This is a genomic window from Demequina ureilytica, assembly GCF_048553575.1.
Classification (GTDB): domain Bacteria; phylum Actinomycetota; class Actinomycetes; order Actinomycetales; family Demequinaceae; genus Demequina.
The window spans coordinates 1-21681 of record NZ_JBLZIE010000002.1; the positions used below are offsets into that span (position 1 = coordinate 1).

At 64.8% G+C, this 21681-nt stretch carries 22 protein-coding genes; 10 read left to right on the forward strand and 12 right to left on the reverse strand.

Annotated elements, in window-relative coordinates:
• Nucleotides 1-55 precede the first annotated feature (55 nt).
• From ACNI3K_RS06740 to ACNI3K_RS06750, 3 genes are all read right to left on the reverse strand, one after another.
• Nucleotides 56-1264, reverse strand: coding sequence for an HNH endonuclease signature motif containing protein (locus tag ACNI3K_RS06740; RefSeq protein ID WP_419391117.1), 1209 nt, complete (start codon nt 1262-1264; stop codon nt 56-58).
• Nucleotides 1265-1359: 95 nt separating this feature from the next.
• Entirely contained in the window at nt 1360-2058 is a 699-nt protein-coding gene (locus ACNI3K_RS06745; RefSeq protein WP_419391118.1) for an AMIN-like domain-containing (lipo)protein, read from the reverse strand.
• A 274-nt stretch (nt 2059-2332) separates the two neighbouring features.
• On the reverse strand, nt 2333-2488 hold the full coding sequence (locus ACNI3K_RS06750; RefSeq protein WP_419391119.1) for a DUF6131 family protein: 156 nt from the start codon (nt 2486-2488) through the stop codon (nt 2333-2335).
• Between the two features lie 239 nt (nt 2489-2727).
• On the opposite strand from ACNI3K_RS06750, the gene ACNI3K_RS06755 reads away from it, so the two are divergent.
• Nucleotides 2728-3498, forward strand: a complete 771-nt coding sequence (locus tag ACNI3K_RS06755) for an ABC transporter ATP-binding protein (RefSeq protein ID WP_419391120.1) — start codon at nt 2728-2730, stop codon at nt 3496-3498.
• Nucleotides 3499-3503: 5 nt separating this feature from the next.
• Nucleotides 3504-5384 (forward strand): FtsX-like permease family protein, encoded by a 1881-nt coding sequence (locus tag ACNI3K_RS06760; RefSeq protein ID WP_419391121.1) that lies wholly within the window; start codon nt 3504-3506, stop codon nt 5382-5384.
• Here the strand turns inward: ACNI3K_RS06760 and ACNI3K_RS06765 are convergent.
• The 6 genes from ACNI3K_RS06765 to ACNI3K_RS06790 form a co-directional block, all read right to left on the reverse strand.
• Complete coding sequence (locus tag ACNI3K_RS06765; protein ID WP_419391122.1) at nt 5381-5632, reverse strand: hypothetical protein; 252 nt, start codon at nt 5630-5632, stop codon at nt 5381-5383. The two genes, ACNI3K_RS06760 and ACNI3K_RS06765, sit on opposite strands and share 4 nt — an antisense overlap.
• Before the next feature lie 148 nt (nt 5633-5780).
• A complete protein-coding gene (locus ACNI3K_RS06770) occupies nt 5781-6263 on the reverse strand; it encodes a hypothetical protein (RefSeq protein WP_419391123.1) in 483 nt (160 codons plus the stop codon).
• A gap of 99 nt (nt 6264-6362) precedes the next feature.
• Nucleotides 6363-6707, reverse strand: a complete 345-nt coding sequence (locus tag ACNI3K_RS06775) for a hypothetical protein (protein WP_419391124.1) — start codon at nt 6705-6707, stop codon at nt 6363-6365.
• Nucleotides 6707-7060, reverse strand: a complete 354-nt coding sequence (locus ACNI3K_RS06780; protein WP_419391125.1) for a DUF4288 domain-containing protein — start codon at nt 7058-7060, stop codon at nt 6707-6709. The genes ACNI3K_RS06775 and ACNI3K_RS06780 overlap by 1 nt, the downstream gene beginning before the upstream one ends.
• A gap of 427 nt (nt 7061-7487) precedes the next feature.
• Entirely contained in the window at nt 7488-7973 is a 486-nt protein-coding gene (locus tag ACNI3K_RS06785) for an FBP domain-containing protein (protein ID WP_419391126.1), read from the reverse strand.
• Between the two features lie 258 nt (nt 7974-8231).
• The gene (locus ACNI3K_RS06790; RefSeq protein ID WP_419391127.1) at nt 8232-8927 is read right to left on the reverse strand and encodes a hypothetical protein; all 696 of its coding nucleotides are present in this window, start codon (nt 8925-8927) and stop codon (nt 8232-8234) included.
• 211 nt (nt 8928-9138) lie between these two features.
• Here ACNI3K_RS06790 and ACNI3K_RS06795 point away from each other — a divergent pair, with 211 nt between their 5' ends.
• Together ACNI3K_RS06795 and ACNI3K_RS06800 are read left to right on the forward strand one after the other, a co-directional pair.
• Complete coding sequence (locus ACNI3K_RS06795; protein ID WP_419391128.1) at nt 9139-10290, forward strand: ThuA domain-containing protein; 1152 nt, start codon at nt 9139-9141, stop codon at nt 10288-10290.
• Between the two features lie 215 nt (nt 10291-10505).
• Complete coding sequence (locus ACNI3K_RS06800) at nt 10506-10688, forward strand: hypothetical protein (protein WP_419391129.1); 183 nt, start codon at nt 10506-10508, stop codon at nt 10686-10688.
• Between the two features lie 99 nt (nt 10689-10787).
• On the opposite strand, the gene ACNI3K_RS06805 is transcribed toward ACNI3K_RS06800, so the two are convergent.
• Nucleotides 10788-11579 (reverse strand): NAD-dependent epimerase/dehydratase family protein, encoded by a 792-nt coding sequence (locus ACNI3K_RS06805; protein WP_419391130.1) that lies wholly within the window; start codon nt 11577-11579, stop codon nt 10788-10790.
• A 124-nt stretch (nt 11580-11703) separates the two neighbouring features.
• Nucleotides 11704-12210, reverse strand: a complete 507-nt coding sequence (locus tag ACNI3K_RS06810) for a hypothetical protein (protein ID WP_419391131.1) — start codon at nt 12208-12210, stop codon at nt 11704-11706.
• 218 nt (nt 12211-12428) lie between these two features.
• On the opposite strand from ACNI3K_RS06810, the gene ACNI3K_RS06815 reads away from it, so the two are divergent.
• The 5 genes from ACNI3K_RS06815 (at nt 12429) to ACNI3K_RS06835 (ending at nt 18981) form a co-directional block, all read left to right on the forward strand.
• Entirely contained in the window at nt 12429-13520 is a 1092-nt protein-coding gene (locus ACNI3K_RS06815) for a histidine kinase (RefSeq protein ID WP_419391132.1), read from the forward strand.
• Nucleotides 13517-14122 carry a response regulator transcription factor gene (locus ACNI3K_RS06820; protein ID WP_419391133.1) on the forward strand — a complete coding sequence of 202 codons (606 nt, stop codon included), beginning with the start codon at nt 13517-13519 and terminating at the stop codon, nt 14120-14122. Before ACNI3K_RS06815 ends, ACNI3K_RS06820 begins: the two co-directional genes overlap by 4 nt.
• A gap of 137 nt (nt 14123-14259) precedes the next feature.
• A complete protein-coding gene (locus ACNI3K_RS06825; protein ID WP_419391134.1) occupies nt 14260-14715 on the forward strand; it encodes a hypothetical protein in 456 nt (151 codons plus the stop codon).
• A 109-nt stretch (nt 14716-14824) separates the two neighbouring features.
• Nucleotides 14825-15772, forward strand: coding sequence for a hypothetical protein (locus ACNI3K_RS06830; RefSeq protein ID WP_419391135.1), 948 nt, complete (start codon nt 14825-14827; stop codon nt 15770-15772).
• Nucleotides 15773-16128: 356 nt separating this feature from the next.
• Nucleotides 16129-18981 (forward strand): TrlF family AAA-like ATPase, encoded by a 2853-nt coding sequence (locus ACNI3K_RS06835; RefSeq protein ID WP_419391136.1) that lies wholly within the window; start codon nt 16129-16131, stop codon nt 18979-18981.
• Between the two features lie 492 nt (nt 18982-19473).
• On the opposite strand, the gene ACNI3K_RS06840 is transcribed toward ACNI3K_RS06835, so the two are convergent.
• A complete protein-coding gene (locus ACNI3K_RS06840) occupies nt 19474-19830 on the reverse strand; it encodes a phenylalanine--tRNA ligase subunit beta-related protein (RefSeq protein ID WP_419391137.1) in 357 nt (118 codons plus the stop codon).
• A 183-nt stretch (nt 19831-20013) separates the two neighbouring features.
• Between ACNI3K_RS06840 and ACNI3K_RS06845 the strand changes: the two genes are divergently transcribed.
• Nucleotides 20014-20469 (forward strand): hypothetical protein, encoded by a 456-nt coding sequence (locus tag ACNI3K_RS06845; RefSeq protein ID WP_419391138.1) that lies wholly within the window; start codon nt 20014-20016, stop codon nt 20467-20469.
• Nucleotides 20470-21681 lie beyond the last annotated feature (1212 nt).

Sequence of the window (21681 nt, forward strand, 5' to 3'; positions counted from 1 at the left end):
ATCCACCCAATCTGTCTGGGTGGCCTCGTTTTCGCCCGTCGCTATGGCCTCGTTTTCAAGCGTCGCCGACAGTCAGGCCGCCGTGCTGCCACCACCGAATGTGATGGGCCTCGCAATGCTCCGGCGGTGCATGACACTTCGCGCACCCACCATCCCGGTGCAGCAACGCGATGCGCTGCTCATCAGTGAAGAACCGCTCCCGCACCCCCTGATCCAAGATCTCGCTGTCACCGCCCAGGACCTGCGGAAGGAGCCCCGCATCCCCCGACAACCGGCGCAACTGACCCACCGACACGGGCTGCTCGATCCCATCGACACTTCCCAGACCCTGACCACGCATCAGATCCGACAGGCCCATCCGCACCACGATCGTGGTCCGCACCCCCGACTTCTCCGTCCGCGTGCATCCCAAAGCGTGCCGAGCCAGCTCGAACAACGCATCAGCCCGCATCTGACCCACCGTTCGTGTGTCCGCATCAGGATCATCACTGCGACCCTTGTTGCGCACATCCCGCGTGGTCATCTGCTCCAACACGTTGATGATCGGCGCCGCCGTCACCGCATCCATCTGCCCATGGATCACCACATTGCCCTCGTGATCCTGCTTCCACCACAGAAACCTCGCCTCGTGATTCTCACGCTCACGCTGCTCGTGACCGGCACGGTCGGCATGGGCCACAGCACGAGCGACCATCTTCCGCACCTCATGCGCAGCCATCGACTTCGCTCGCGACACCAGACGCTCCTCAAGCGCCACCAACGCTGCGTCCTCGACGCGATCCGACAACTTGTTCAAAGCACCCACGATGAGGGCTGCGGCATCAACCGACAACTCCCCCGCCACCGACGCCGCGGCAACCACCGGATACTTCGGTCCGGGCACCTGCTCAACCCCCGCGCTGGCTGGGTCAGGATCACCAGCCACTGGCGGCTTGGGCGCGAACGCCTCCCCCGCCGCAATCGACCTCTTCGCTCCCGCGACCGTGCCGCCACGCACGTTCGACAACAACTCACCCGCGGTTCCTTGGCCCTCGCGCCGCGCCAATCCACCACCGGGAAGGTCGGGGGTGGAGCGGCGCGCAATCTCGCCCGCGCATCGGGCGCCCAGAGCGCCCACCACCCGCTCCAGGCGAGCCACCGCGCCGTTCACGTCGAGCAACTGGTCCTTGGACAGGCCCGAGACATCGCGAGACGCGAGCTCGCCCACCAGGGCGCTCACCTCGTCGATCTCCGCTGCCTGAATGCCAGGCGTCTCAATGGCCATGAATCAAGTCAAGCACCGAGGTCTGACATCGACGCGCCGCGCCCCCTACCAGGGATAACGCAACAATACAGGCCTCCCAGGTAGGCGCATCGGCCCTAAGGGTGCTGGACGTCGATGACCACTCGCGTGGGATCCTCAAGACTGAACACGCGGAACGGCTCCTCCGAGCTGAGGCCCACGTAGATGTCGACCTGCCCCTCGTAGACAGATCCGTACACGACCTCCTCGATCACGCCCGCGGCCTCAGGCTGGAACCGCTCGGGGCCTTCGTACTCCGCAGCGTCCTCCTCCGTCGGGTAGACGACTCCGTCCACGTGCGTCACGAGCGAAGCCTCGCCGGCAAGATCCACTGTCCTGCCCGAACCCGCCATCGTCGGTTCATCGACGTACGAGCTGCTCCATCCGGGCTGTCCGGGCCCCTCGAGGTCGAGCACGATGCGGTCGTAGCCCTCGTGCACTCCGAACCGCATGTCGACGGGGCTCAGTTGGGCATCACCGCTGGCGTCGGCCGTGTCGGTGGCGCGGTCCGCGGGGAACGGCGCCTCCTCTTCGGGGGGCTCGTCGTCCTCGGCCGGGTCGGGCTGCGTCGTGACTGTCTCCGTCGGCGTGCTCACCGGCTCGTCCGAAGGCGATGGCGTGGGCGCGGTGATGGTCGTGGCAATGTCCGTGGGCGTGGCCGTCGTGGGAGAGGTGGTCGTGATGTCCACCTCGGGGTCCTCCGAGCCGCAACCCGCGATCAGCAGGCCACCGGCGGCGGTCAGGGCAATCGTTCTGGTCAGGTGTTCGTGTCGCATGGCTTCCCTCCGTAAGTAGAGAGCCGGCGTCGCAGCGCCGACCAGGGCGTGCACCTCTCCATCCTCACCCGGGACGCCATGGTTCGCAACGTCGGCGCGGCGGCTGCCAGGGAGATCACGCACAGGCCAGGCGCCCGATGCGCGGGTTGGCTGGGTAGGGGGCGTGCGGCACCCCCGGGAACGCCGAAGGCGAGCACGATGCGGTGGTCGCCATCGTGCTCGCCTTCGGTCTAGCAGTACTCAACAGCGAGTTGACAAGAACTCGCCTACTGGATCAGAAGTAGTGCTTGCGGCCGCCGACGCCCTTGCCGGACCTGCCGATGAGAGCCAAGACGAGGCCGACCACCACGAGGATGCCGCCGATGGTCGTCAGGACCGGGATCGAAGCCAGGAGGCCGATGATCAGGAGAATGAGGCCGAGGATGATCAAGATATTTCCAATCTGTAGCGGCCCCCGAGAAGGGGGCCGTGGTCGTTCTGTCGTGGGGGTAAACACCCCAAAGGCCACGTATCTTCCCTCATGAGGCAGCGCACCCCTCTGTTGAAGGCGTTCCATCCAAAGATGGAACCCTCCCAGTAGGTCCTTTCGCCGCTAGAGGCGCACCCCTCCAGATCCATACCTTGGCCTCAGCTGGCGCATCCCGCGCCGCCCCAGCCAAGGAGAGATCTATGAGCACCCCAGCCACCACACAGCCCGCCCGCACCACAGCACCGCCGACCACAGCCGTCAGCCTCACCGACGTCCGCAAGACCTACTCCACCGGCCCGCAGCCGGTCCACGCCCTGCGCGGCGTCAGCCTCGCCGTCGCCAAGGGCTCTTTCACCGCCGTCATGGGCCCCTCTGGCTCCGGCAAGTCGACCCTGCTCAACGTCGCCGCCGGCCTGGACCAGCCGTCCTCGGGGCGCGTCGTCATCGGCGACACCGACATCAGCCACCTGTCCGCGGACAACCTCACCAAATTCCGCCGGCGCCGTGTGGGGTTCATCTTCCAGTCCTACAACTTGCTCCCCCACCTCAGCGTCTCCGAGAACCTGCGGCTGCCGTGGTGGCTCGACAACCAGGCGCCGGACCCGGTCCGCGAGGCAGAACTCCTCGCCACCGTCGGGCTCCAAGACATGGCAAACCGCCTCCCCACCGAGCTCTCCGGCGGGCAGGCGCAGCGCGTCGCGATCGCACGTGCCCTCGCCACCCGGCCCGAGGTGATCTTCGCGGACGAGCCCACCGGCGCCCTCGACTCCCACACGGGAGCTGCCATCCTCAAAACCCTCCGCGACGCAGTCGCCACCTACCAGCAGACGCTCGTGATGGTCACGCACGACCCTCAGGTCGCATCGGCCGCCGACGAAGTGGTGTTCCTCGCCGATGGTGCCGTGGTGGACCGAGCCGCGAGCGCATCGGCCGCCCAGATCTCCCAGCGCGTGCTCGAGCTGGGACGGTAACGGCCATGCGACAGATCTCCTTGCGCGCACTGCGCGCCCACTGGCCCAGCGCGGCAGGCGTCCTCCTCACGATGGTGCTCGCATCGGCCCTGATCTTCGCCTCGGGCGTGCTCATCGAATCGGGACTGCGCGAGAGCGACCCGTTCTCCCCCACCGCCACCATGCTCCCCGCAGTCATGGGGTCCTTTGGCGGCGTCGCGATCATGCTCGCCGTGTTCGTCGTGTCATCGGCCTTCGCCGCCTCCCTGCGGGACAGGCGCCGCGAGTTCGCGCTGCTGCGCGCGGTCGGCGCCACCGGAGGCCAGGTGCGGTCGCTCATCTCCACCGAGGTCATGACGATCTCTCTCGCCGCCCTCGTGGTGGGCAGCGTCGCGGGGTTCTTCGGCGCCAAGGCGCTAGTGCCGCTGTTGCGCTCGAGCGGCATCGTCGAGGAGGGCTTCGCGCCCGTTCTTTCCATATGGCCGATGCTCGGGACGGCAGTCCTGCTCCTCCCCGCCGCGTGGCTCGCGGGTCGCTTGGCGGCTCGCGAAATGTCTCGCCTCAGCCCTACGTCCGCAGTGAGCACCACGGCGGCCGATGCGCGCGCGCTTGGCAAGGGACGCGTCACCGCGGCGTGGGTCTGCTTGGCAGGTGGCCTGGCGGCCACCACGACCCCTGTATTTGTTCCGGGAGCGATGGGCGGGGCGACGGGTGCCGCATCGGCGCTGCTGTTCATCACCGCCGTCGCGCTGGCCGGGCCCGCGCTCGTGCTGCGCGGTGCGACCTGGCTGGCCGGGCGTCGGTCGCTCCAAGCCCGCGCCGCCAGCCTCTTGGCCACGGCGAATGCACGCGGCTACTCCCGTCGCCTCACTGCCGCGGTGGTGCCGCTCGCGCTGCTCCTGTCGCTCGGCTCGGTGCAGACGGGCTTCAACCAGACGGTCGCACAGGCTGGCGCTCAGCAGTTGGGCGGTGCGATCTCGGGCGACTTCGTGTGGCAGGGGTCGCCTGAGCGGGCGGCCGATGCGCGCGAGACTCTCGCAAGCCTGCCCGGCGTGACCGCTGTCGCGTCTATGGGCACGGGGATGGTCCAGGTGAAAGTAGAAGCCACCGACGAGGATGCGCCGTTTATGGACGGGCTCTCATGGGAGGCGGGGTCCGTGATGATGCTCGACGACCCCTCCGGGCTCGTCGATCCTGACGTGACCGAGGGGGACCTCGCGGAGCTCGAGGGCGCCGATACGATCGCGCTTGCCTCGGACGGGCTGACGCTGACGGGCAAGGGACTGGGCGACACGATTGACCTGCGCCACCCCGATGGGTCCGAGTCGGCGCCGACCATCGTCGCGATCTACGAACGTGGGCTCGGACTGGGAGGGCTGATCGTCGGGCCGGATGATGTCGATGCCGCTGGTGCGGGCTCCCCGACGGTCATCGTCGAGGCCGTTGCCGGCGATCAGGATGCCGTGCTGCGCGCGGCCGACGAGGCAGGACTCTCGCTCGTGCCCGTCGACGACTACGTCGACGCCGCGACGGAGATGGGCAGCTCCGACAGTCGACTCTCGAACGTGCTGCTGATGGTGCTGCTCGCGTTCATTGGAATCGCGGCCGGCAACGCGCTGGTGATCGCGACCCGATCGAGGGCTGGCGAGTTCGCGCTGCTGGGCCGGCTCGGCGCGACTCGTCGGCAGATGCGGTCAATGCTCGGCATCGAGGCGGCACTGGTGGCTGTTGCCGCCGCGGCGCTCGGCACACTGACCGCGCTGCCGGGACTGGTCGGGGCATCGCTCGCGATGGTGCGCGGGTTCAGCCTGGGGGTCGATCCCGTGTTCTGGGCGGGCCTCGCCGGAGCAGTCGTCGTGATCGCCTTCGCGGGGATGGCAGGTGCGCGCCTACGCGTGCCGGCCTAGAGACTGCGCTTCAGGAACTCCCGAAATTCAGGTTCCACCATCCAGGAGGCGCCGCCCTCGCCAGTACGGTCCAACTTGATGGCGGCACCGTACTGGCCGAGGAGTTCGCCCATGTCGTCCGCCAAGAAGGTCTCCCGCTCGGCGATGATCTCCACGATCTGCTCCATGGAGAGCTCGCTCTTGGCTTCGACGAAACGGTCGTTGTTGAAGTCATTCATGCTTCGAGCATCGGTGTTGAAGTCGTCCATGCTTCGAGGCTAACGCCGCTGCGCGGGCGGTGCACAGCCAGTCACTAGGCTCAGATAGCCTCGATGTCGAACGCGGCGAACGCCATCGGCAAGGCCCAGATGACTGCTCGTCACTCACTCCGCGCCACGGGCGCGGGCAGCGGTGGATCTAGTCGAGAACCGGCCGGCGGGGGCGCAACACGTGACCGAACGAGGCCAGTAGAACGGCCGTCACGGCCACCAGCTGAACGGCGGAGCTCCGTCCTCCGTACTCGATCCAGCCGAGCAAGCCGCCGCCGTACGGTCCCGTGTCGTCGACGTGAGGAACCGATTGATAGGGCCACGCCATGTACGACACCACAATGATGCCAAGCACGAGCGCCGCAAAGGCAGCGCTAGCCGTTCTCGATTCGCGGAGATCAATCCGCATCGTCGCGAGCGTCAACACCGCGATCGCGGCGACGCCCAAAAGCGCACGCCCCACAATGAGCCAGACGGGTATGTGCGAACCGACCAGCAGTTCAACCTCGTTGTTGGCGTCCAGCGAGACCCCGTCGCGTGCTGCGCTGATCCGCATCTCAAGGAACCCGGTCGCGAGCACCAATATGGCGCCAGTAGCCATTCCGGCGAGGGCATAGAGGAAAGGTTTCATGCGGCTCCACCGTACAAGCCCGAGGCGACCCAGAAGCCTCCGCGTGAATATGCCGCCCGGCTACACCAGCGGGCTTTGACCGACCGTGCCGTTCTGCGATCAGCCGTATCGCCCAGCATGGAGGACCAGGAAAGGCATCGCGATGAGGGCCAGCGCCGCAGCGAAACTCCATATCCACCGCTTGGCATGACGGGCGTTCCAGGGTACGAGCGCGGCCGGCACGGCGGTGACGACTACGGCGAACGCCAAGTAGCCCAGCGTTCCTGCGGTGCGGACGTTGAACGCCCAACCATATCCGGGCCGATCACAATGCCCTAACCCACACAGGTTGATGCTCCCGAGCAATAGCGCGGCGCCAGCCAGCGCCAACGGCGCTGGCATCAGCCACAGCAGGTGCAGCCATGGACGTGGTCGCCGGGTCGGCTGCTCCTGTGTGGAGGCCATCATTCCTCAATGCGCATTTGTCGCTCGCCGCCGTTGTCAAAGAACCGGGTGATGTACTCGTCGGGTTCGAGCGCGCTATCTCGCATCAAGGAGAAGATCTCTACGCCGATACCGAGGTCGTCGGCGATTCGAAAGCACTGCGCCAATCCGACGTATTTCATCGTCGAGTTCTTGTCGTGGAACGCACCCGCATAGTCGTTGGCCTCCTGCTCTGCGCTCTCCATGGCGCTCTCTGCAGACGCAGACCGCCACAGCGTGATTCGCTCCTCATAGGTGTAGTCATCCTCGCCAATGGATTCGAGTACGAAGACACATCGCACGGAGTACCACGCGAGGATGGGCTCGGGTTCCATGCCCGTCATTGTCCTGCCCAACAGGATCGTTTCCGAGTTCCCTCACCGATAGCGCGAAGCCGGCGAAACTCACGCTTTCCACTTCTTCCTGTCCGGACCCTGCCACCGGCCGTCGTTGCGCGTTGAGAGCCCAGTGCCGCAAGCGTCGCGGCCACGGTGAGTGCGCCCGGGTCCTCACGCCGCCTCGCGGGCAAGGCCGTGGTCGAGACGATCGATCTGCGGCACCTCGACGGGTCCGAGGCAGCGCTCGTGCCTTTGGCTGCGGTCGCGCTTGGCACTCTCACCGCGCTCCCGGGACTGGTCAGCGCGCCGCTCGCGACGGCGCGGGGCTTCAGCTTCGGTGTCGTTCCCGTTTTCTGGGCGGCCCTGACCGTGATCGATTGGAGTTCACGGTCAGGGCGCTGGCGGCACGCAGCCGTCCCAGGCGTCAGGCGATCTCTGCCACGAACGCCGCCGCGCGCAACTGCAGGTCCTCGATCTGCCGCAATCGCGCCGCCTCGACGTCGAAGCCCTCGTACCAGGCCTTGGGCGTCCTGCGGACGTTGACCGAGCATTGAAAGTCCTGGCAGACGAGTGTGCTGACAGTGTCACCGTTCCGCCCTGCCTTGCCCGGCAGCTTGGCGTTGTAGAGCACCACGTCGTTCGGGAGAGTCACGTCGTGGCACCACGAGCACTGTGCACGCGAGCGCGGCAATGAGCCGGGATGCCGGAACAGTACTCCGACGAGCTCGCGCTCGAGAGTCGGAACGATCGCGTATGCGCGCCGCGGGAGCTTGGGGTCGCGCCAGCCCAGGTAGTCGAGCCCGTCCCAGTCGAGTCGATCAAAGTCGGCGGGCAGGGTGAGATCGTTGACCTCCTTGCGGGAGGCGTTGATGAAGGACGCGCGGAGGGTCTTCTCGGGAAAAGGGAGCATGAGGTGTCGCTTTCGAAGACACCCGGGGCGCGCGCATGGCGCCGCTCGGGTGGAGGTTTTCAGGGTTGACACTGTGGCCGCGCCGAATGGCGCGGCCGGGGCGTCACGCCCTGATGCCGGCGATACGGGCGCCGACCACCTCCTGAAAGCTCACCCAGCCAGTGTACGGCCCGCGGTAGGCAGGCGACTCAGCCCCCGCATCGGCCCTGTGCCCGGGGCTCCCCGTCCTCGGTCTCCGGCACCGGGAAGCGCCAGCCGTCAGTCGTCTGCGTGGTTCTGAAACTCCTCCGGGACCGCGTCGGGGTCTCCGCTCGGGTCCAGGAAAAGGTGGATGTGGTCGCCGCCCGTCTCAAGCACAAGAGAGTCGAGCCTGGCCCCACCCGCCTGCCACAGGCTGACGGCCTCGAGGCGGTCGCGCCCGACGTCCGCCAGCAGGTCCTGCTGGCGACCGGGCTCGGAGGCCTGGGCCGCCGCGACATCCTCCACAGCCGAACGGAGGAGTGCCACCGATCCGAGGAAGGCGGCCCGCGTCACGGCCTGGTCGTCGTTGCCCTGGCCGGTGGCCGACAGCGCGTCTTCGGCCTGGTCGAGAGCGGAAATCCACTCTTCGACGTCGGCCTGCGCCCCGGCATCCAGGTCGGTCGCACCCGACCCGTCGTCCGGCGGGACCACGGCGGCCAGTCCTACGAGCACATCCCCGAGCAGGTCGTGGGCGACCTCCCCGGCCGACGCCAGCTCCTCAGCGAGGTCGGCGGACTCCTGCCGCTGCCCCTCGGCCAGCTCGGCGGCGATGGACTCGATGGACCCGGGTTCGGGGGTCGCAGAGGCCTGGGCCGCGCCATCGCCCGTGCTCTGGCCCGCGAGCACGCCGACCACTGCAGCCCCCAGGACGGCTCCCACCAGCACCGATACCAGTGCCACGATGACGACGACCCGCCCCCGTGGAGCGGCCACCCTTGCCGGCCCTGAAGTCGATCTGCCTGCTGGTTCCGGTCCATTCGATCTAGCCGCCACGGCCGCCACCTCCTCGTGATCGCCCCCAATGTACGTGATCCGCCTCACGCAATTGACACGACTCTATAAGTTGCAGGACACGCGAAATGTGCCTACCGTCGAATTGCGGCGGTCAACGAGGACCGCCCACTGACGATGGCCAGGAGTCCCTATGAACCGTCTGATACGTACGTCCCTGGCGGCCGCCCTAGGAGGCGCGCTCGCCCTTCCTTTGCTCGCCAGCGTCCCCGCCGGCGCAGTTGATGATGACCCCGGCGAGGTCGCCGCTAACGAGCCCTATGAGGTGCTCGTCGTCGGCAAGACGCTCGGCTTCCGCCACTCCAGCATCGACGAGGCCACCACAGCGATCATGGCCCTCGGCGAGGCCAACGATTTCAGCGTCGATGTGTGGGATCCGCCCACCGATAGCAACAGCTTCTGGCGTGACTCCCCCGGCCAGCCGGAGCGCACCCTGCCGAGCACGCCGTTCACCTCGGCGGAGGACCTCGAGCAGTACGCCACCATCGTGTTCGTCTCCACCGTGGACGCCACGAACAACATGAATCCGGCGACGCGGACGCTCCTCGACGAGTCGGAGCTCGAGGCGTTCCAGGGCTACATCCGCAACGGTGGCGGGTATGCCGGCGTCCACGCGGCGACCGACACGATGCACACGATCCCGTGGTACTCGCAACTGACCGGCGGCGGAGCGCGCTTTGTCGGCCACCCGCAAAACCAGGATGCGGTGCAGATCGTTGAGGACCAGACGCACCCCTCCACCGATCACCTCGGCGAGACCTGGGAGCGGTATGACGAGTGGTACAACTTCAACGTGTCGCCGCGCCCCGAGGTCCGCGTTCTCACCAGTCTCGACGAGACCACCTACAACGGCGGTTCCATGGGTGCGGACCACCCCCTGTCCTGGTGCCACAACTTCGAGGGCGCTCGCTCTTGGTACACCGGCGCCGGCCACACCGAGGCCTCGTTTGTCGAGCCGGCGTTCCTCGAGCACCTGCTCGGCGGCATCGAGTGGACCGCCGGCGCGGTCGACGGCGGCGGCAACTGCGTGACCTGGTACGAGGTCAACACGCTGATCGATGACCTGGTCGACGATGGCAGCGTCAGCGACAAGGCTGCTGACCGCATCACCAAGCAGCTGGACAAGGCTCAGGCAAAGGCGGAAGCCGGCAACCACACTGCGGCTGCGGGCAAGCTCAACGCCGCCTCGGCCCAGGTGCGGGCCCACGTGAAGGACGACGCCACCGCCGACCTGCTTCGCGGCAAGATCGCGGACTTGCAGGATTGGCAGGCCGCGATCGACTGATCCACGGCCCTCGCAACACTAGGCCGCACGACCACAACCCTGCCGTCCACTCGGGCGGCAGGGTTGTCGTGTGTGAGGGGGCCTGACCGCGGCGGGCGGGAGCGCGCCCGTCAACGGGGCCGATGCGCGGGTGGCCGCAGTGTCGACGTCGCCTTGGCAGCGGGTTGAGACATCTTTCTTGACTCCGACGCGGCGTCATATTTCTTGCTCAACGCATGAAGCTCCTACCTGCGACCTACCTCGCCTCCTACACCTTGTCCGCGCTGGGCAACTCGATCGCCGCCGTCGGGCCCGCAGTGCTTGCCGGAACGTGCATGGGCGTCGTGATCGACCGAATCAACCGGCGCAGCTTCTCGGCAGCGATGGTCAGGACCACCTCACGGCGATCTACGAACTGATCAGCCACCCCAACGAGACGATGCGACCGCGACGGCGATGACGACGTGGGCGAATCTCGACGACGAGGCCAGCCTCGAGAGCGCTGAAGAGAGCGCCGGCTACTCTCGCATGCGGTCTAGCGAGTACTCCTCGGACGCGTAGCGCCCACCCTGCGGCATGCTGGCGTCAATCGGCTCGAGCGCACCCCAGCCGGCCGCATCGTCCTCGGGGACGAACCCAATTGCCGTTCCTGCGTCGAGGTCCCACCAGCGTTCGGAGTTCGCGGAGACCGCGTAGAATACAGCACTCGCTTGCGTGGTCGTCATGGCGGCGAGGAGCGCGCGCACCGCATCGGCGGGGCTCAGCCAGGTGCGCTGCTCGCGCGGCGAGCCCGGCTGCTGCTCGTAACTGCCGATGCGCACCGAGACGGTGCTGATCCCGAACTTGTCGGTGTACAACTGACACAGCGCCTCGCCCGCCACCTTAGAGACGCCATTAAAACCATCGGGCCGGGCGGGCATGTCGGGCGAAACCATCGTGCCTGCGGGATACATGCCCGTCAGACGGTTGCTACTGGCGTAGACCACTCGAGGCACTCCTGCCCGTCGAGCGGCCTCGAGCACGTGATACGTGCCCACGATGTTCACCGTCGCCAATTCGTGGAAATCTGCCTCATCTGGGATGCCGCCCAAATGGATCACCCCGTCAGCGCCCTCACACAGGGCCACCATGGCGTCGAGATCCCCTACGTCGGCCTGCACCACTCGGTCGTCTTGCCCTACCGGCGTTGTGGTGACGATGTCTGTCGAGACAAGTGCCACCTGACGCTCGTGAAGGGCGGCGCGTAGCTCAGTTCCGATGGTCCCCGCGGCTCCGGTGACAACCCAGCGACTGTTCGCGATCTCAACCATGCGAGCACCCTACGGCGATGCTCCGACACCACCTGGGCGGAAGGAGTGGTGCGGGCGAGACGCCAAGCCGCGAGCGCATCGGCCGTCGTGCCGCCGATGCGCCCGCGGACTTGGAGTCTGTCGCTCAGCCGAACCACCGAATCGCGAACTCGGTGAAGAAGCCGAACAACACTCCCCACGCGATGATCGAGATCCCCATCCAGAAGTACACGCTGCGTGCCGAGGCACCGAGCGCGACCATGGTGGGTCCGGTGAACTGGCTGGGAAGTGCGAATGGACCGAGCAGCGAAACGCCAGGCACGCCGAACCGATCCATATACTTCTCGATCTTCTGGCGGCGCTTGGTCGGCACGGACGTCGCCCCGCCACTGCGCCCATTGATGACCGCTCTACGGGCGCGAGCGGCGCCGGCGATGAGTAGGAACGTCGTGATCGCATTGCCGACTGAGGCGATCGCGACCGCGACGATGGGATCCAGCCCCACGAGGATGCCCATGAAGCTCCCCATGTAGGACTCAATGAAGGGGATGGCGCTCACGAGGATGAGACCGCCAATCTGCTGCCACGATTCGAGGTCGGCCACGAATTCGAGCAGCTGGATGAAGTAGTCACCGATTCCGTCAAACAACATGATTGATCCTTAAGGTGGGAAGAGGGCGGCGAGACCTTCGGTTGAGGGACCCGCGGAACTGGACGGCATCAGAATCCTCGGAATCGCGGTTTCGCAGAAGTGTCACCAAGTCACCAGCTCGGCATGACACAGCGTCACTAGTGCCAGCCACGGCCGCAGGCGAAAATGGGTGTCCACACCCCGCTACCAGGCCGCTCGCAGAGGAGGTCGAACGCCGAATGACCACTACGGAAGTTCGCCCCCTCACGCGCATGCGCGCGATCACGACCTACACGATCGTGGGGACCGGAATCCTGGTGGGCGGACTCTCACTGATCCTCTCGGCAGGCCCGTGGTGGCACCCCGCCCTCGTCGCCCCGAGCCTCATCGCGGCGATCTGGGTCGTGAGCAGGTGGCATTCCCCTCCCCGGCTGCCTGTGCTGCTCGGGGCGCTCGCCTTCGCGGAGATCACCTGGGCCGTCGCCATCCTCGTGGGCGTGGATGTCCCGGCAGCCGTCCCGGTCGCACTCATCGGCGGCGTCATCGTCGCCACCCGCCCGTGGTCGCGGTCGTTGTGGTCGTTGGCCCTTGTGGCGCTGATCGGCGCGACTGCCCTGCTCAGCCTCGTGAGCAATCCGGACTCGACCCTTGGCTTCGTGGTCGGCTCGCTCTTCTATACCGTGCTCTTCATCGCCACCTTCTGGCTTAACGACATCGCATGGAAGCTGTTCACCGAGCTCGACGCGATGCGCGCGTCGGATGCCGAGCTCGCGGTGGTCAAGGAGCGCATGCGCTTCGCGGCCGACCTCCACGACATCCAGGGCCACACCCTCCACGTCATCAAGCTCAAGGCGGCTGTCGCGGCGCGGCTCCAGCACACCGACCCCGAGCGCGTGGCCGCCGAGCTTGCAGAGATCGAGCGACTCACCGGCGAGACCATCGATCAGGCTCAGCAGCTCGTGAATTCGACCCGGCGACTGTCCTTCGCGTCCGAGCTGGTGAACGCCACCGCGCTCATGACCGCGGCAGGTATGGAGGTCGACGTCTCGGGCGGCGACACGCGAGTCTCGGCCAACGAGGATCTGTTCGCGCTCGTATTGCGCGAGGGGACCACCAACATCCTGCGGCACCCGGTCGCACGCAACGTCAGCATCGCTATTACGGCCGATGCGCTCACCATCAGCAACGACGGCGCCACCGGCACGGTGCGGCCTGAGCGGGGCCTTGCGGCCCTGCGCGAGCGCGTCGCCGAGTCCGGGGGCGCGCTGGAGGTTTCGCATGAGGCCGATGCGTTCACGCTCAGCCTCACGTGCGGCCGGGTGGCGGCGTGACCATCCGGGTGGTGCTGGCCGACGACGAGGGCCTGATCCGCACCGCACTCGCCACTCTGCTCCCGCTCGAGGGAGACATCGAGGTCGTCGCCGAGGTAGCGGACGGGCACCAGGCGCTGGCCGCGTTCAAGCAGCACCTGCCCGATGTGCTGGTGCTGGATCTTGAGATGCCCGGCCTGGACGGGCTCGACGTCGCCAGTGCCGTGCTCGCGGAGCATCCCGACCAATCGGTCCTCATGCTCACCCGCCACGCGCGCCCCGGCATGCTGCGCAGCGCACTGAAGTTAGGCGTGCGCGGGTTCCTCGGCAAGCAGTCGGCGCCCGACACGATCGCGGACGCAATCGCCCACGTCGCCGGCGGAGGTCGTCATGTCGACCCGAGCGTGTCGGCGCAGGCGCTGATCGACGACTCCCCGCTGACGGAGCGCGAGAAGGATGTGCTGCGGGTCGCGAGCGACGGCTACTCAGTCACCGACATCTCGAAGATCCTTCACCTCGCACCGGGGACTGTCCGGAATTACCTGTCGAGCGCCATCGGGAAGACGCATACGACCAACCGGCACGATGCCGCACGTTACGCGCGCGAGCAGGGGTGGATCTAGGCACTTGGCGGATGCCTGTGAACGATGGGCGCGTGACTCAGCACCGCACCATCCATCCGGCAAGGTCGGCACCACTCGCTCATCCGACGTGCTGTGTCTTCGATGACCTCGAGCCTCAAAGGTGCCATGCTTGCACAGTGGACACAGGCAAGGGCGCCCTAGACGCAGGACGAAGCTTGGTAATCGATCGGGTGGACACGTTCGACTCACACACCAAGGGATTCAGGCGAGACTGGTGGGAGGCGCCAATCCGCAATTCAATCCTCAGCCGGCGCGAGCTCTATACCTGGGCGGGTGAAGGAGGCGAAGTCGTGCGCGCACAGCTCCACCAGGAGCACGAACTCGGACGTGCGTACGAGGAGATGGCCGGCTTTGGTCCGGTGTGGCTTATCGAGTATTTCGAAGTGCGAACGGATCTCCGTCGACGAGGAGTCGGCCACCAGGCATTGGGCCAGTTGAGCGGTCTTCGGCCTCGTCGTGCGCTTGCCGCCTTCTCTGCCGGTGTCGATGAGTTCTGGGCGAGCGCAGGATGGCGCGCATGTACTCGTATGGACGGCGACGACTATCATTCCGCGCTATTCCTCTCCACATAGTGCACTTAGCAGCAGACGTGCGAAGACGAGACCCGCGAAATCAAAGCACCGAACGCCCTCGGGGCGTGCCGAGTGCAATACGTAGTTTGCTCAGTACCGAGGGGGAGTTGTGGGACTAATTCACGAACAAATCGCCAAGTTGCCGAACTCCGACGACCTGCCTGACGTTGACGAGATCGACGCAGCACTCGGTAGAGGCAAGGGTGATCCGGCTCGGGTTGCCGTCGAGCGGTACCGCGTCGCCAGACAGTTTCTGATCGCCTTCAACAGCGAGCCAGAGGAAGAACTGGCCGACAGCGAAATACACCGGGTGCGCCAATTGGCGCAAAACTTGGTCGGGCAAGTGACCGAGTACTCACGCTGGATGCCAAGTAATCCTGAGCGCGCGTTCCAGGCACTGTCGCGACTCGGAGACCTTTCAACGGAGATCACTGCAACGGTTAGGCCACTCGTGCGCGGAGGGAGCGTCTCTTGGGCCGACGAACTGGACTACGCCCGCGAGGCGCGTATAGCCGCTTCGGAGGCGCAGGCCGACGCAGAGCGACTGGCCGAAGAGCTACGGGACTTGGCCGAGCGGGCCGGCACGGGCGCCCTGGCGCGGGCATATTCAACGGAAGCCGAGTCTCACAGCCGAAGCATGCAGAGATGGCTATTCGCGGTCGCAGCATTAGGTCTGCTCCTTACCGCCGGGGGATACTGGGCTATCGCTACAATCCCGCACACCGGGGATTGGCGTCAGTATGTGGCGAGCGCCGGAACCAAAGCCATTGTCATCGCCGCCACCACCTTTGGCCTCGCGTTCTGCGCGCGCAACTACCGTGTCCACGTGCACCTGCGAGCCGTATACCGGCAGCGTGCCGCCGCCATCGACACATACAACCTGCTAGCAAGGTCGATGCACACGGACGACCCCTCACGTTCGCTGGTGCTAGGAAAACTCGCCGAGAGCATTTTCGCGATTAGCGACACCGGCGTCCATCGCGGCCAAGGCGACACAACGGTTATCGAGACCAATCTTCCGTGGATCGCCACCCCACCGGCGGCTGGGCGCTCTTAGCCGTCGCCGGCCGCAACCTACGTCGCAGTGGGCCGCCTCGAGCAGCGGCACTGATAAGGAGCAACGCGCGTGGGCCCGGTGCGATCTCGGGCGTCTGTCGGAGGCGGTCGATGCTGGTGCCGGAGGTACTCACATTCACGATCCCTGTCACCGGACGCTACGCGGAAGAGACGATCGCTGACTCGGCGCCCGCGACGACGAAGAGCAGCCACCGGTGGAAGTCATGCCCATAGCTAGGCCAGGCTCCGTGCAAACCCGCCGATTGCTCGATGGACGCCGTTCGCTACCATCACTGTGCAAGCGGCAAAGACAATCGTGGACGACAGTCATGTCGAAAACAGGAAGGGAAGAACACGATGGGCAACTCGGGAACTGACCACGACGGCGCTGGCCCGAGCAACCCAGCCGCCCATGTGGGTGCACGCTGGTGGAAAGTAGACTTCCACGCTCATACACCGGCTTCGTTCGACTTCGGGGGCCTGGATGATGAGCCCGCAAAGTCTGAGGTCACCTACGAAGAGTGGCTTCGTGCATACATGGCGGCCGAGATTGATGTTGTCGTGATCGCGGACCACAACACCGCCGACGGGATAACAGCCGCACGACAGGCTCTAGCCGCCATGGACCCGGACAAGACAGAGGGATACCGCGATCTAGTGCTGATCGCTGGAGTCGAGATAACTGTTGAGGGCGGGTACCACCTGCTCGCTGTATTCGACCGCGATACAGCTCCTGGCGTCATCGAAGACACGCTTGCCAACGCCGGGATTCCGAGTTCGGAACGCGGAACAGCGAGCGCAAGCACCAATTCAAGCTTCCTAGATGTGGTGAAGATTGTCGCCAACGCCGGAGGGCTAGCCGTTCCCGCCCATGCAGACGCAGAACGCGCGAACGTTCTAGGCTTCGACAAGCGCACGCTTGACAAGATCCTCCGCTCGAAACACATCCACGCGATTGAAATGAAGGACGACGGAGGCTCATACCGCAAGCAGTTGCGAGACTTCGTCCCGTTGCAGGGAAGCGATGCCCATCACCTCGACGGAAGCACGGCAGCCGATGACGCCGAAGCCAAGTACCCAGGGAGTCACTACACCTGGGTAAAGATGCAGTTGCCTAACCAGAGCGGCCTAAGGATAGCCATCGCGGACGGACCGGACTCGGTGATTCGCGCATCCGGCGACAGTTCCGCGCCGGGAGAGATCCGCCACTCACACATCGAATCCCTCTCAGTGGAGCACGACAACACCTCTGCCTCGTACTCCTTCGGGCCGTGGCTCAATACGGTAATCGGCGGCCGAGGTGCCGGAAAGTCCTCTCTGGTCGAGATGATGCGCACGACGATGGGAGTCTTCGACGATCTCCCTGCTCCACTCGCTCAGGACCTGCGGTGGTTCGACCCCAACAACGGGGTCCACGCAGACAGATTCTGGGATGAATCTACCGAGATAACTTTAGGGATATCAAAGCGGTGCCGGACCTATCGGGCCAGTTGGCGAGGTAGCGAACCTAGCGCCACAACGATCAACGCCTGGGATGTAGAAAGCGGCAACTGGGTCCGCGAGGAGGGCTCGGCGAAGGATCGATTCCCCGTGCAGATCTATAGTCAGAAGCAACTATTTGAGAGCGCCAGACAGCCGAATCACCTCCTGACGATGGTGGATCGCCAAAGTTCAGTGAACCGGCCAGAGTGGGATCGAAAATGGTCGGAACTCGAGACCGCGTACCGCAAGGCGCGGACGGAAGTGCAAGCCCTCGAAGCCAAAATCGCGACGAGCACTGGTCTGCGAGGCGAACTTTCGGATCTTGAGCCGCAAATCAAGTCGCTTGCTCTTCGACTTGACTCCGCCGAAAGCCGAGAGCTCGAATCTCTCGAGGATCAAGAGCAGGAGCTTGCGGGCGAGAAGACCATGGTCGAGGCCTTCGTGGCGGATCTTCATGCGGCGCTTGAAGACGTAGAAGGGCTCGCCCCAGCTCCAGCCAGCGAGAGCCAGGATTCCCATGAGGCTCCGACTGCGTCACCAGAGCCCGAGTCGGATAACGCAGTCGGACAGGCTGACCAACGGCCATCGCAGGAATCCCACGTCGAGACGTGGCAAATTGCGAATGCGGAAGCGATCTCTGCGGTGCGAACTACGACAGAGGAATTAGATGCAGCACACGACGCTTTCGCTGCTGCGAATGAATCGTCAGACCGATTAGCTCGTATTCGCACCCTTCGCAGTCAACTCACTGTCGCCGACGAACCTTCCAGCAAAAAGGAAGGCACGGCCGATCATCTCCGGGAGCTGAAAGAGAGAAAGCAACAAGTGATGGCGAAGATCGAAGAGGTCGACCTCGCCGTTGAACAGCATGCAAGCGCCGTCACGGACGCGACCTCCGCCGCTCAGGCACTCGCCGAACACCGGGCGGTCTTGACGCGCCGCCGCCGCGAGGTGATCGAAAAGATTGTTCTCGACAACGTTAGCGTACGTCTACACGCGCAGGCGAGTCCCACCTCGTTCGAGAATGGCCTGCGTCGGGTGCTTCAGAAGACGAGCGCTTTCGACGAGGCGTTTGACGCTCTGAATGGCCTAGGCTCCGTCGCGGCGAAGAATCCACGAGATCCGAAGTGGGTGGCCGGTTTGACGAAACTGCGGACGCGTCTGCTTGAGTCCGCACAGAGCGCGAGTTCTGCGGAGAAGACAAATGCACACGGCTTCAGGATGCCCGCCAAACTGGTGAAGCACCTCCAGTCGCTCGACATTGGAGCACTCGAGACTGAGCTCCACCTCTGGTTTCCAGAGGATGAACTTGACGTGCGGTACCGCCGCGATTCCAAGGACGCGTTTAAGAGCGTGACGGTTGGATCCCCGGGACAACGGACCGCAGCGATCCTCACGATCGTGTTGGCAGTCGGTGAAGAACCGATGATATTGGATCAACCGGAAGATGACCTCGACAATGATGTGATATTCACCCTTATCGTTGCAGCCCTCCGGTCTATCAAGAATAATAGGCAGGTGATCGTCGTGACGCACAATCCGAACGTTGTCGTAAACGCGGACGCCGAGAATGTACTGGTACTCAAATACGGAAAGTTGCCAGTGTTATCAGCCTCTGGATCGATTCAGATTCGGGAGGTCCGGAACGCAGTCTGTGAAATCATGGAGGGTGGCCGAACTGCCTTCGAAGCCCGGTACAAGCGGCTCCTCGATCCTGCTTTCGACTAGTTCGACAGGATTCGAGCCCGGAAAGCGCGCTATATCTCCACCGTGAGTCCTCGAACCCTTCACCGGTGAATAGTATGCCAACCGTGCACTCAATGCAGAGTCCATGAGCCGTGCGCTACCAGAGGCTACGACAGACCGGTATCCATGGAACTCCGAAAGGTGATCAAACCTCCGCCTTGGTGATCTGACGACCCAAGTTCTCCGTACAGGCCAATACGCCGAGATGCGCGCTCTCGCATCCAAAGCGTCGCTTACGACCTTGTACTGCGGGGCTATCGAGCTCCGCTCGTGTCGTATTGACTTTCCGCCATCGCACCGATACTAAGTTCCGCGTGCCAGCCTTCGAGCTATTTGCCACTCAACGGTAAAGAGTAATGCAGAGAACGAAATATGTATCAGATCGCGCTGACACCGTCACACAGGTGGCTAATGAACGACTTCGCTCATCCGGGACCGAAATACTTCGGGACGATCCGTTCTTGGCTTTGTCGGCTACCTCAGCACGGCTCCGAAGTCGCGCTCAGCCTTCGCGATGATGGCCTCCCGCACGCCCAGCACCTCGTCGGCGCTCAGGGTGTGGTCGGCGGCTCGCATCACGACGTCCACTGCCAGCGACTTCTTGCCTTCGCCTACCTGCTCGCCCGTGTAGACGTCGAACACGCGCGCCGCCTCGACCAGGTCTCCCCCGGCGTCGCGCAGCGCTACCTGAAAGCCTCCATCGTGATCACCACGAACCGACCCGTCGGAGCCTGGGGTGACATCCTCGGCGACACCACCGAAGATCTCCAGCGAGTCAGTGACGAGCTCAACCGGCGTCCGCGCAAGACCCTCGGCTGGAAGACACCACATGACCTCTTCGCTAGCATTCAGAACAAGTCCGTGTAGCGACGACCGCTGGAATCCGCCGAGAACTCCGGGGAAACTCGACGAGCGCCGTCACTGGCGGCGTGACTACAACCTGTCACATCCGTGCAGCGGACCTCCATGAAAAACTCCAACAGGGCCGCGTACCCACGGCGGAAGGAAACGACCATGAGCGGCCAGACGAAGGCCTGCACGATATGTGCCTATCCCGATGACACACACGAGTGCGCCAGGTGGGACACCTACCCCGCTATTGCCGCTAGTCCCAGCACCGAGGTCATCAACGTCGTCCCCGACGCTTTCGGGAGCGTAGACGTCTCCATCGATACTGTCCCCGTCGTCGCGTTCAACCGGCACGGTCGCCCCCTCGTTATCGAAGCCAACCGACTAAGGACCTCGTGGGCGCAACAAGGGGCGCACGACCTGCTCATCGACTGGGAGCGGCAGCCGCTGACGGAGGCGCAGGTGCACCAGTTCGTTGCGAGCATTGTTGAGTGGGGACGGTTGAGTGAGATATCGAATCTCGCCGGATTGGTTAACAGGGGTCGAGCGGTCGTCGCGTCCGAGGACGCCATCCGCGAGGACCTGCTCGCGCTCGTGCGGAAGCACGGAGCTACACCGTGACCGGGGAGCGCCGCAGGCGAGACTCCATTTGCACCATATCTGCCATCCACGAGCCGTACGTGACCATAGGCGCGGTCCGACGGATTCGCGACAGGCACACTGCTGAAAGCAGAAGGCCAGGCGATTCACGAGTCACGACCAGTCGGAGCACGAGCTCCAACCCTGCCAGCCGGCCCCAGGTCAGCCACTACGAGACTTACAGGCAAGTCAGACTGTGCAACATGGCTCATCCACTTTCGGATCCAGCGGTCCTGGCCGAAGACGGGGCCAAGCAGCGATTGACACGACGGACCGCCTGGACGTGGAAGTACAACTAGGGGACGTATCGGGCGAATAGTCGTCGTGCATCGGCAAGCCCGGGGTGCGATGCGTTATCGGACCAGGACCACCGGTTGTGCGAAGGGTGCGGCACGTACAACGCGGCCGGAGTTGACGTCGTTGAGATGGACCGGAGAATGCGATGTGCGAACGCACCCGCTACCACCAACTGGGCAGCCCCACCGAAAGGAACTCTGTGAAGGCGCGTATCGAACGCCTTGGCCAACGCGTAGGTTGCTTGTCGCCCGGGCACGTTCGTCATCGACGAGGGAGACCTTGAGGCCGAGGCGCGCACGGCACGTACAGTCTCCCAGTCTGTGGACGAGAGAGGCGGAGCGCCCGTTGCGGCCAAGGCTTGGGACTGCAAAGGAACGAGGCAGGTGTTCATGACGCCGACCGAGTAGTCGCCCACCGCTTGCTTGCGCGCGACCCAACTACCGAGGGCCTCCCGGCTGCTGGTGTCATCGAGCAGATATGCGAGTGCAGCCACCCCTGTCGCACCAATGACGGGCAGGCCGTGCGCCAACTCGCAGGTGTGCGGGGACTCGAACACAAACAGGAGATCGACCTGCGCGCAGGACCCCACGGGAGGCACGAGATCGGGCACGTGAAACGGTGCGAACACACCCGAGCCGTCCTCAGCCACGTAACGATCAGGAGTCATAGCCGTTCTCCATCATGAACATGACCGCTATCGCCACAGGTCGAACCTTGCAATGTCGTGGCCACGGGAGGTCCCGCCAGGATTCTGGCCACGCGCTGCCACTAGAGGACCGCACGACCCATCCGCGCTAGCCGCGACGGTTCCAGCAGGGTGTGCCCAGATGAACCCTGACGAGTCCGACCGAACCCACTGTCCATAGAGCACTCCCCTCGGCTCAATGGACCATAACA

Bases quoted from the DNA above. Each gene is read 5' to 3' on its own strand.
- ACNI3K_RS06740 (WP_419391117.1), bottom strand. From the start codon at position 1,264: ATGGCCATTGAGACGCCTGGCATTCAGGCAGCGGAGATCGACGAGGTG.
- ACNI3K_RS06745 (WP_419391118.1), bottom strand. From the start codon at position 2,058: ATGCGACACGAACACCTGACCAGAACGATTGCCCTGACCGCCGCCGGT.
- ACNI3K_RS06755 (WP_419391120.1), top strand. From the start codon at position 2,728: ATGAGCACCCCAGCCACCACACAGCCCGCCCGCACCACAGCACCGCCG.
- ACNI3K_RS06760 (WP_419391121.1), top strand. From the start codon at position 3,504: ATGCGACAGATCTCCTTGCGCGCACTGCGCGCCCACTGGCCCAGCGCG.
- ACNI3K_RS06765 (WP_419391122.1), bottom strand. From the start codon at position 5,632: ATGGACGACTTCAACACCGATGCTCGAAGCATGAATGACTTCAACAAC.
- ACNI3K_RS06770 (WP_419391123.1), bottom strand. From the start codon at position 6,263: ATGAAACCTTTCCTCTATGCCCTCGCCGGAATGGCTACTGGCGCCATA.
- ACNI3K_RS06775 (WP_419391124.1), bottom strand. From the start codon at position 6,707: ATGGCCTCCACACAGGAGCAGCCGACCCGGCGACCACGTCCATGGCTG.
- ACNI3K_RS06780 (WP_419391125.1), bottom strand. From the start codon at position 7,060: ATGGAACCCGAGCCCATCCTCGCGTGGTACTCCGTGCGATGTGTCTTC.
- ACNI3K_RS06785 (WP_419391126.1), bottom strand. From the start codon at position 7,973: ATGCTCCCTTTTCCCGAGAAGACCCTCCGCGCGTCCTTCATCAACGCC.
- ACNI3K_RS06795 (WP_419391128.1), top strand. From the start codon at position 9,139: ATGAACCGTCTGATACGTACGTCCCTGGCGGCCGCCCTAGGAGGCGCG.
- ACNI3K_RS06800 (WP_419391129.1), top strand. From the start codon at position 10,506: ATGAAGCTCCTACCTGCGACCTACCTCGCCTCCTACACCTTGTCCGCG.
- ACNI3K_RS06805 (WP_419391130.1), bottom strand. From the start codon at position 11,579: ATGGTTGAGATCGCGAACAGTCGCTGGGTTGTCACCGGAGCCGCGGGG.
- ACNI3K_RS06810 (WP_419391131.1), bottom strand. From the start codon at position 12,210: ATGTTGTTTGACGGAATCGGTGACTACTTCATCCAGCTGCTCGAATTC.
- ACNI3K_RS06815 (WP_419391132.1), top strand. From the start codon at position 12,429: ATGACCACTACGGAAGTTCGCCCCCTCACGCGCATGCGCGCGATCACG.
- ACNI3K_RS06835 (WP_419391136.1), top strand. From the start codon at position 16,129: ATGGGCAACTCGGGAACTGACCACGACGGCGCTGGCCCGAGCAACCCA.
- ACNI3K_RS06840 (WP_419391137.1), bottom strand. From the start codon at position 19,830: ATGTGGTGTCTTCCAGCCGAGGGTCTTGCGCGGACGCCGGTTGAGCTC.
- ACNI3K_RS06845 (WP_419391138.1), top strand. From the start codon at position 20,014: ATGAGCGGCCAGACGAAGGCCTGCACGATATGTGCCTATCCCGATGAC.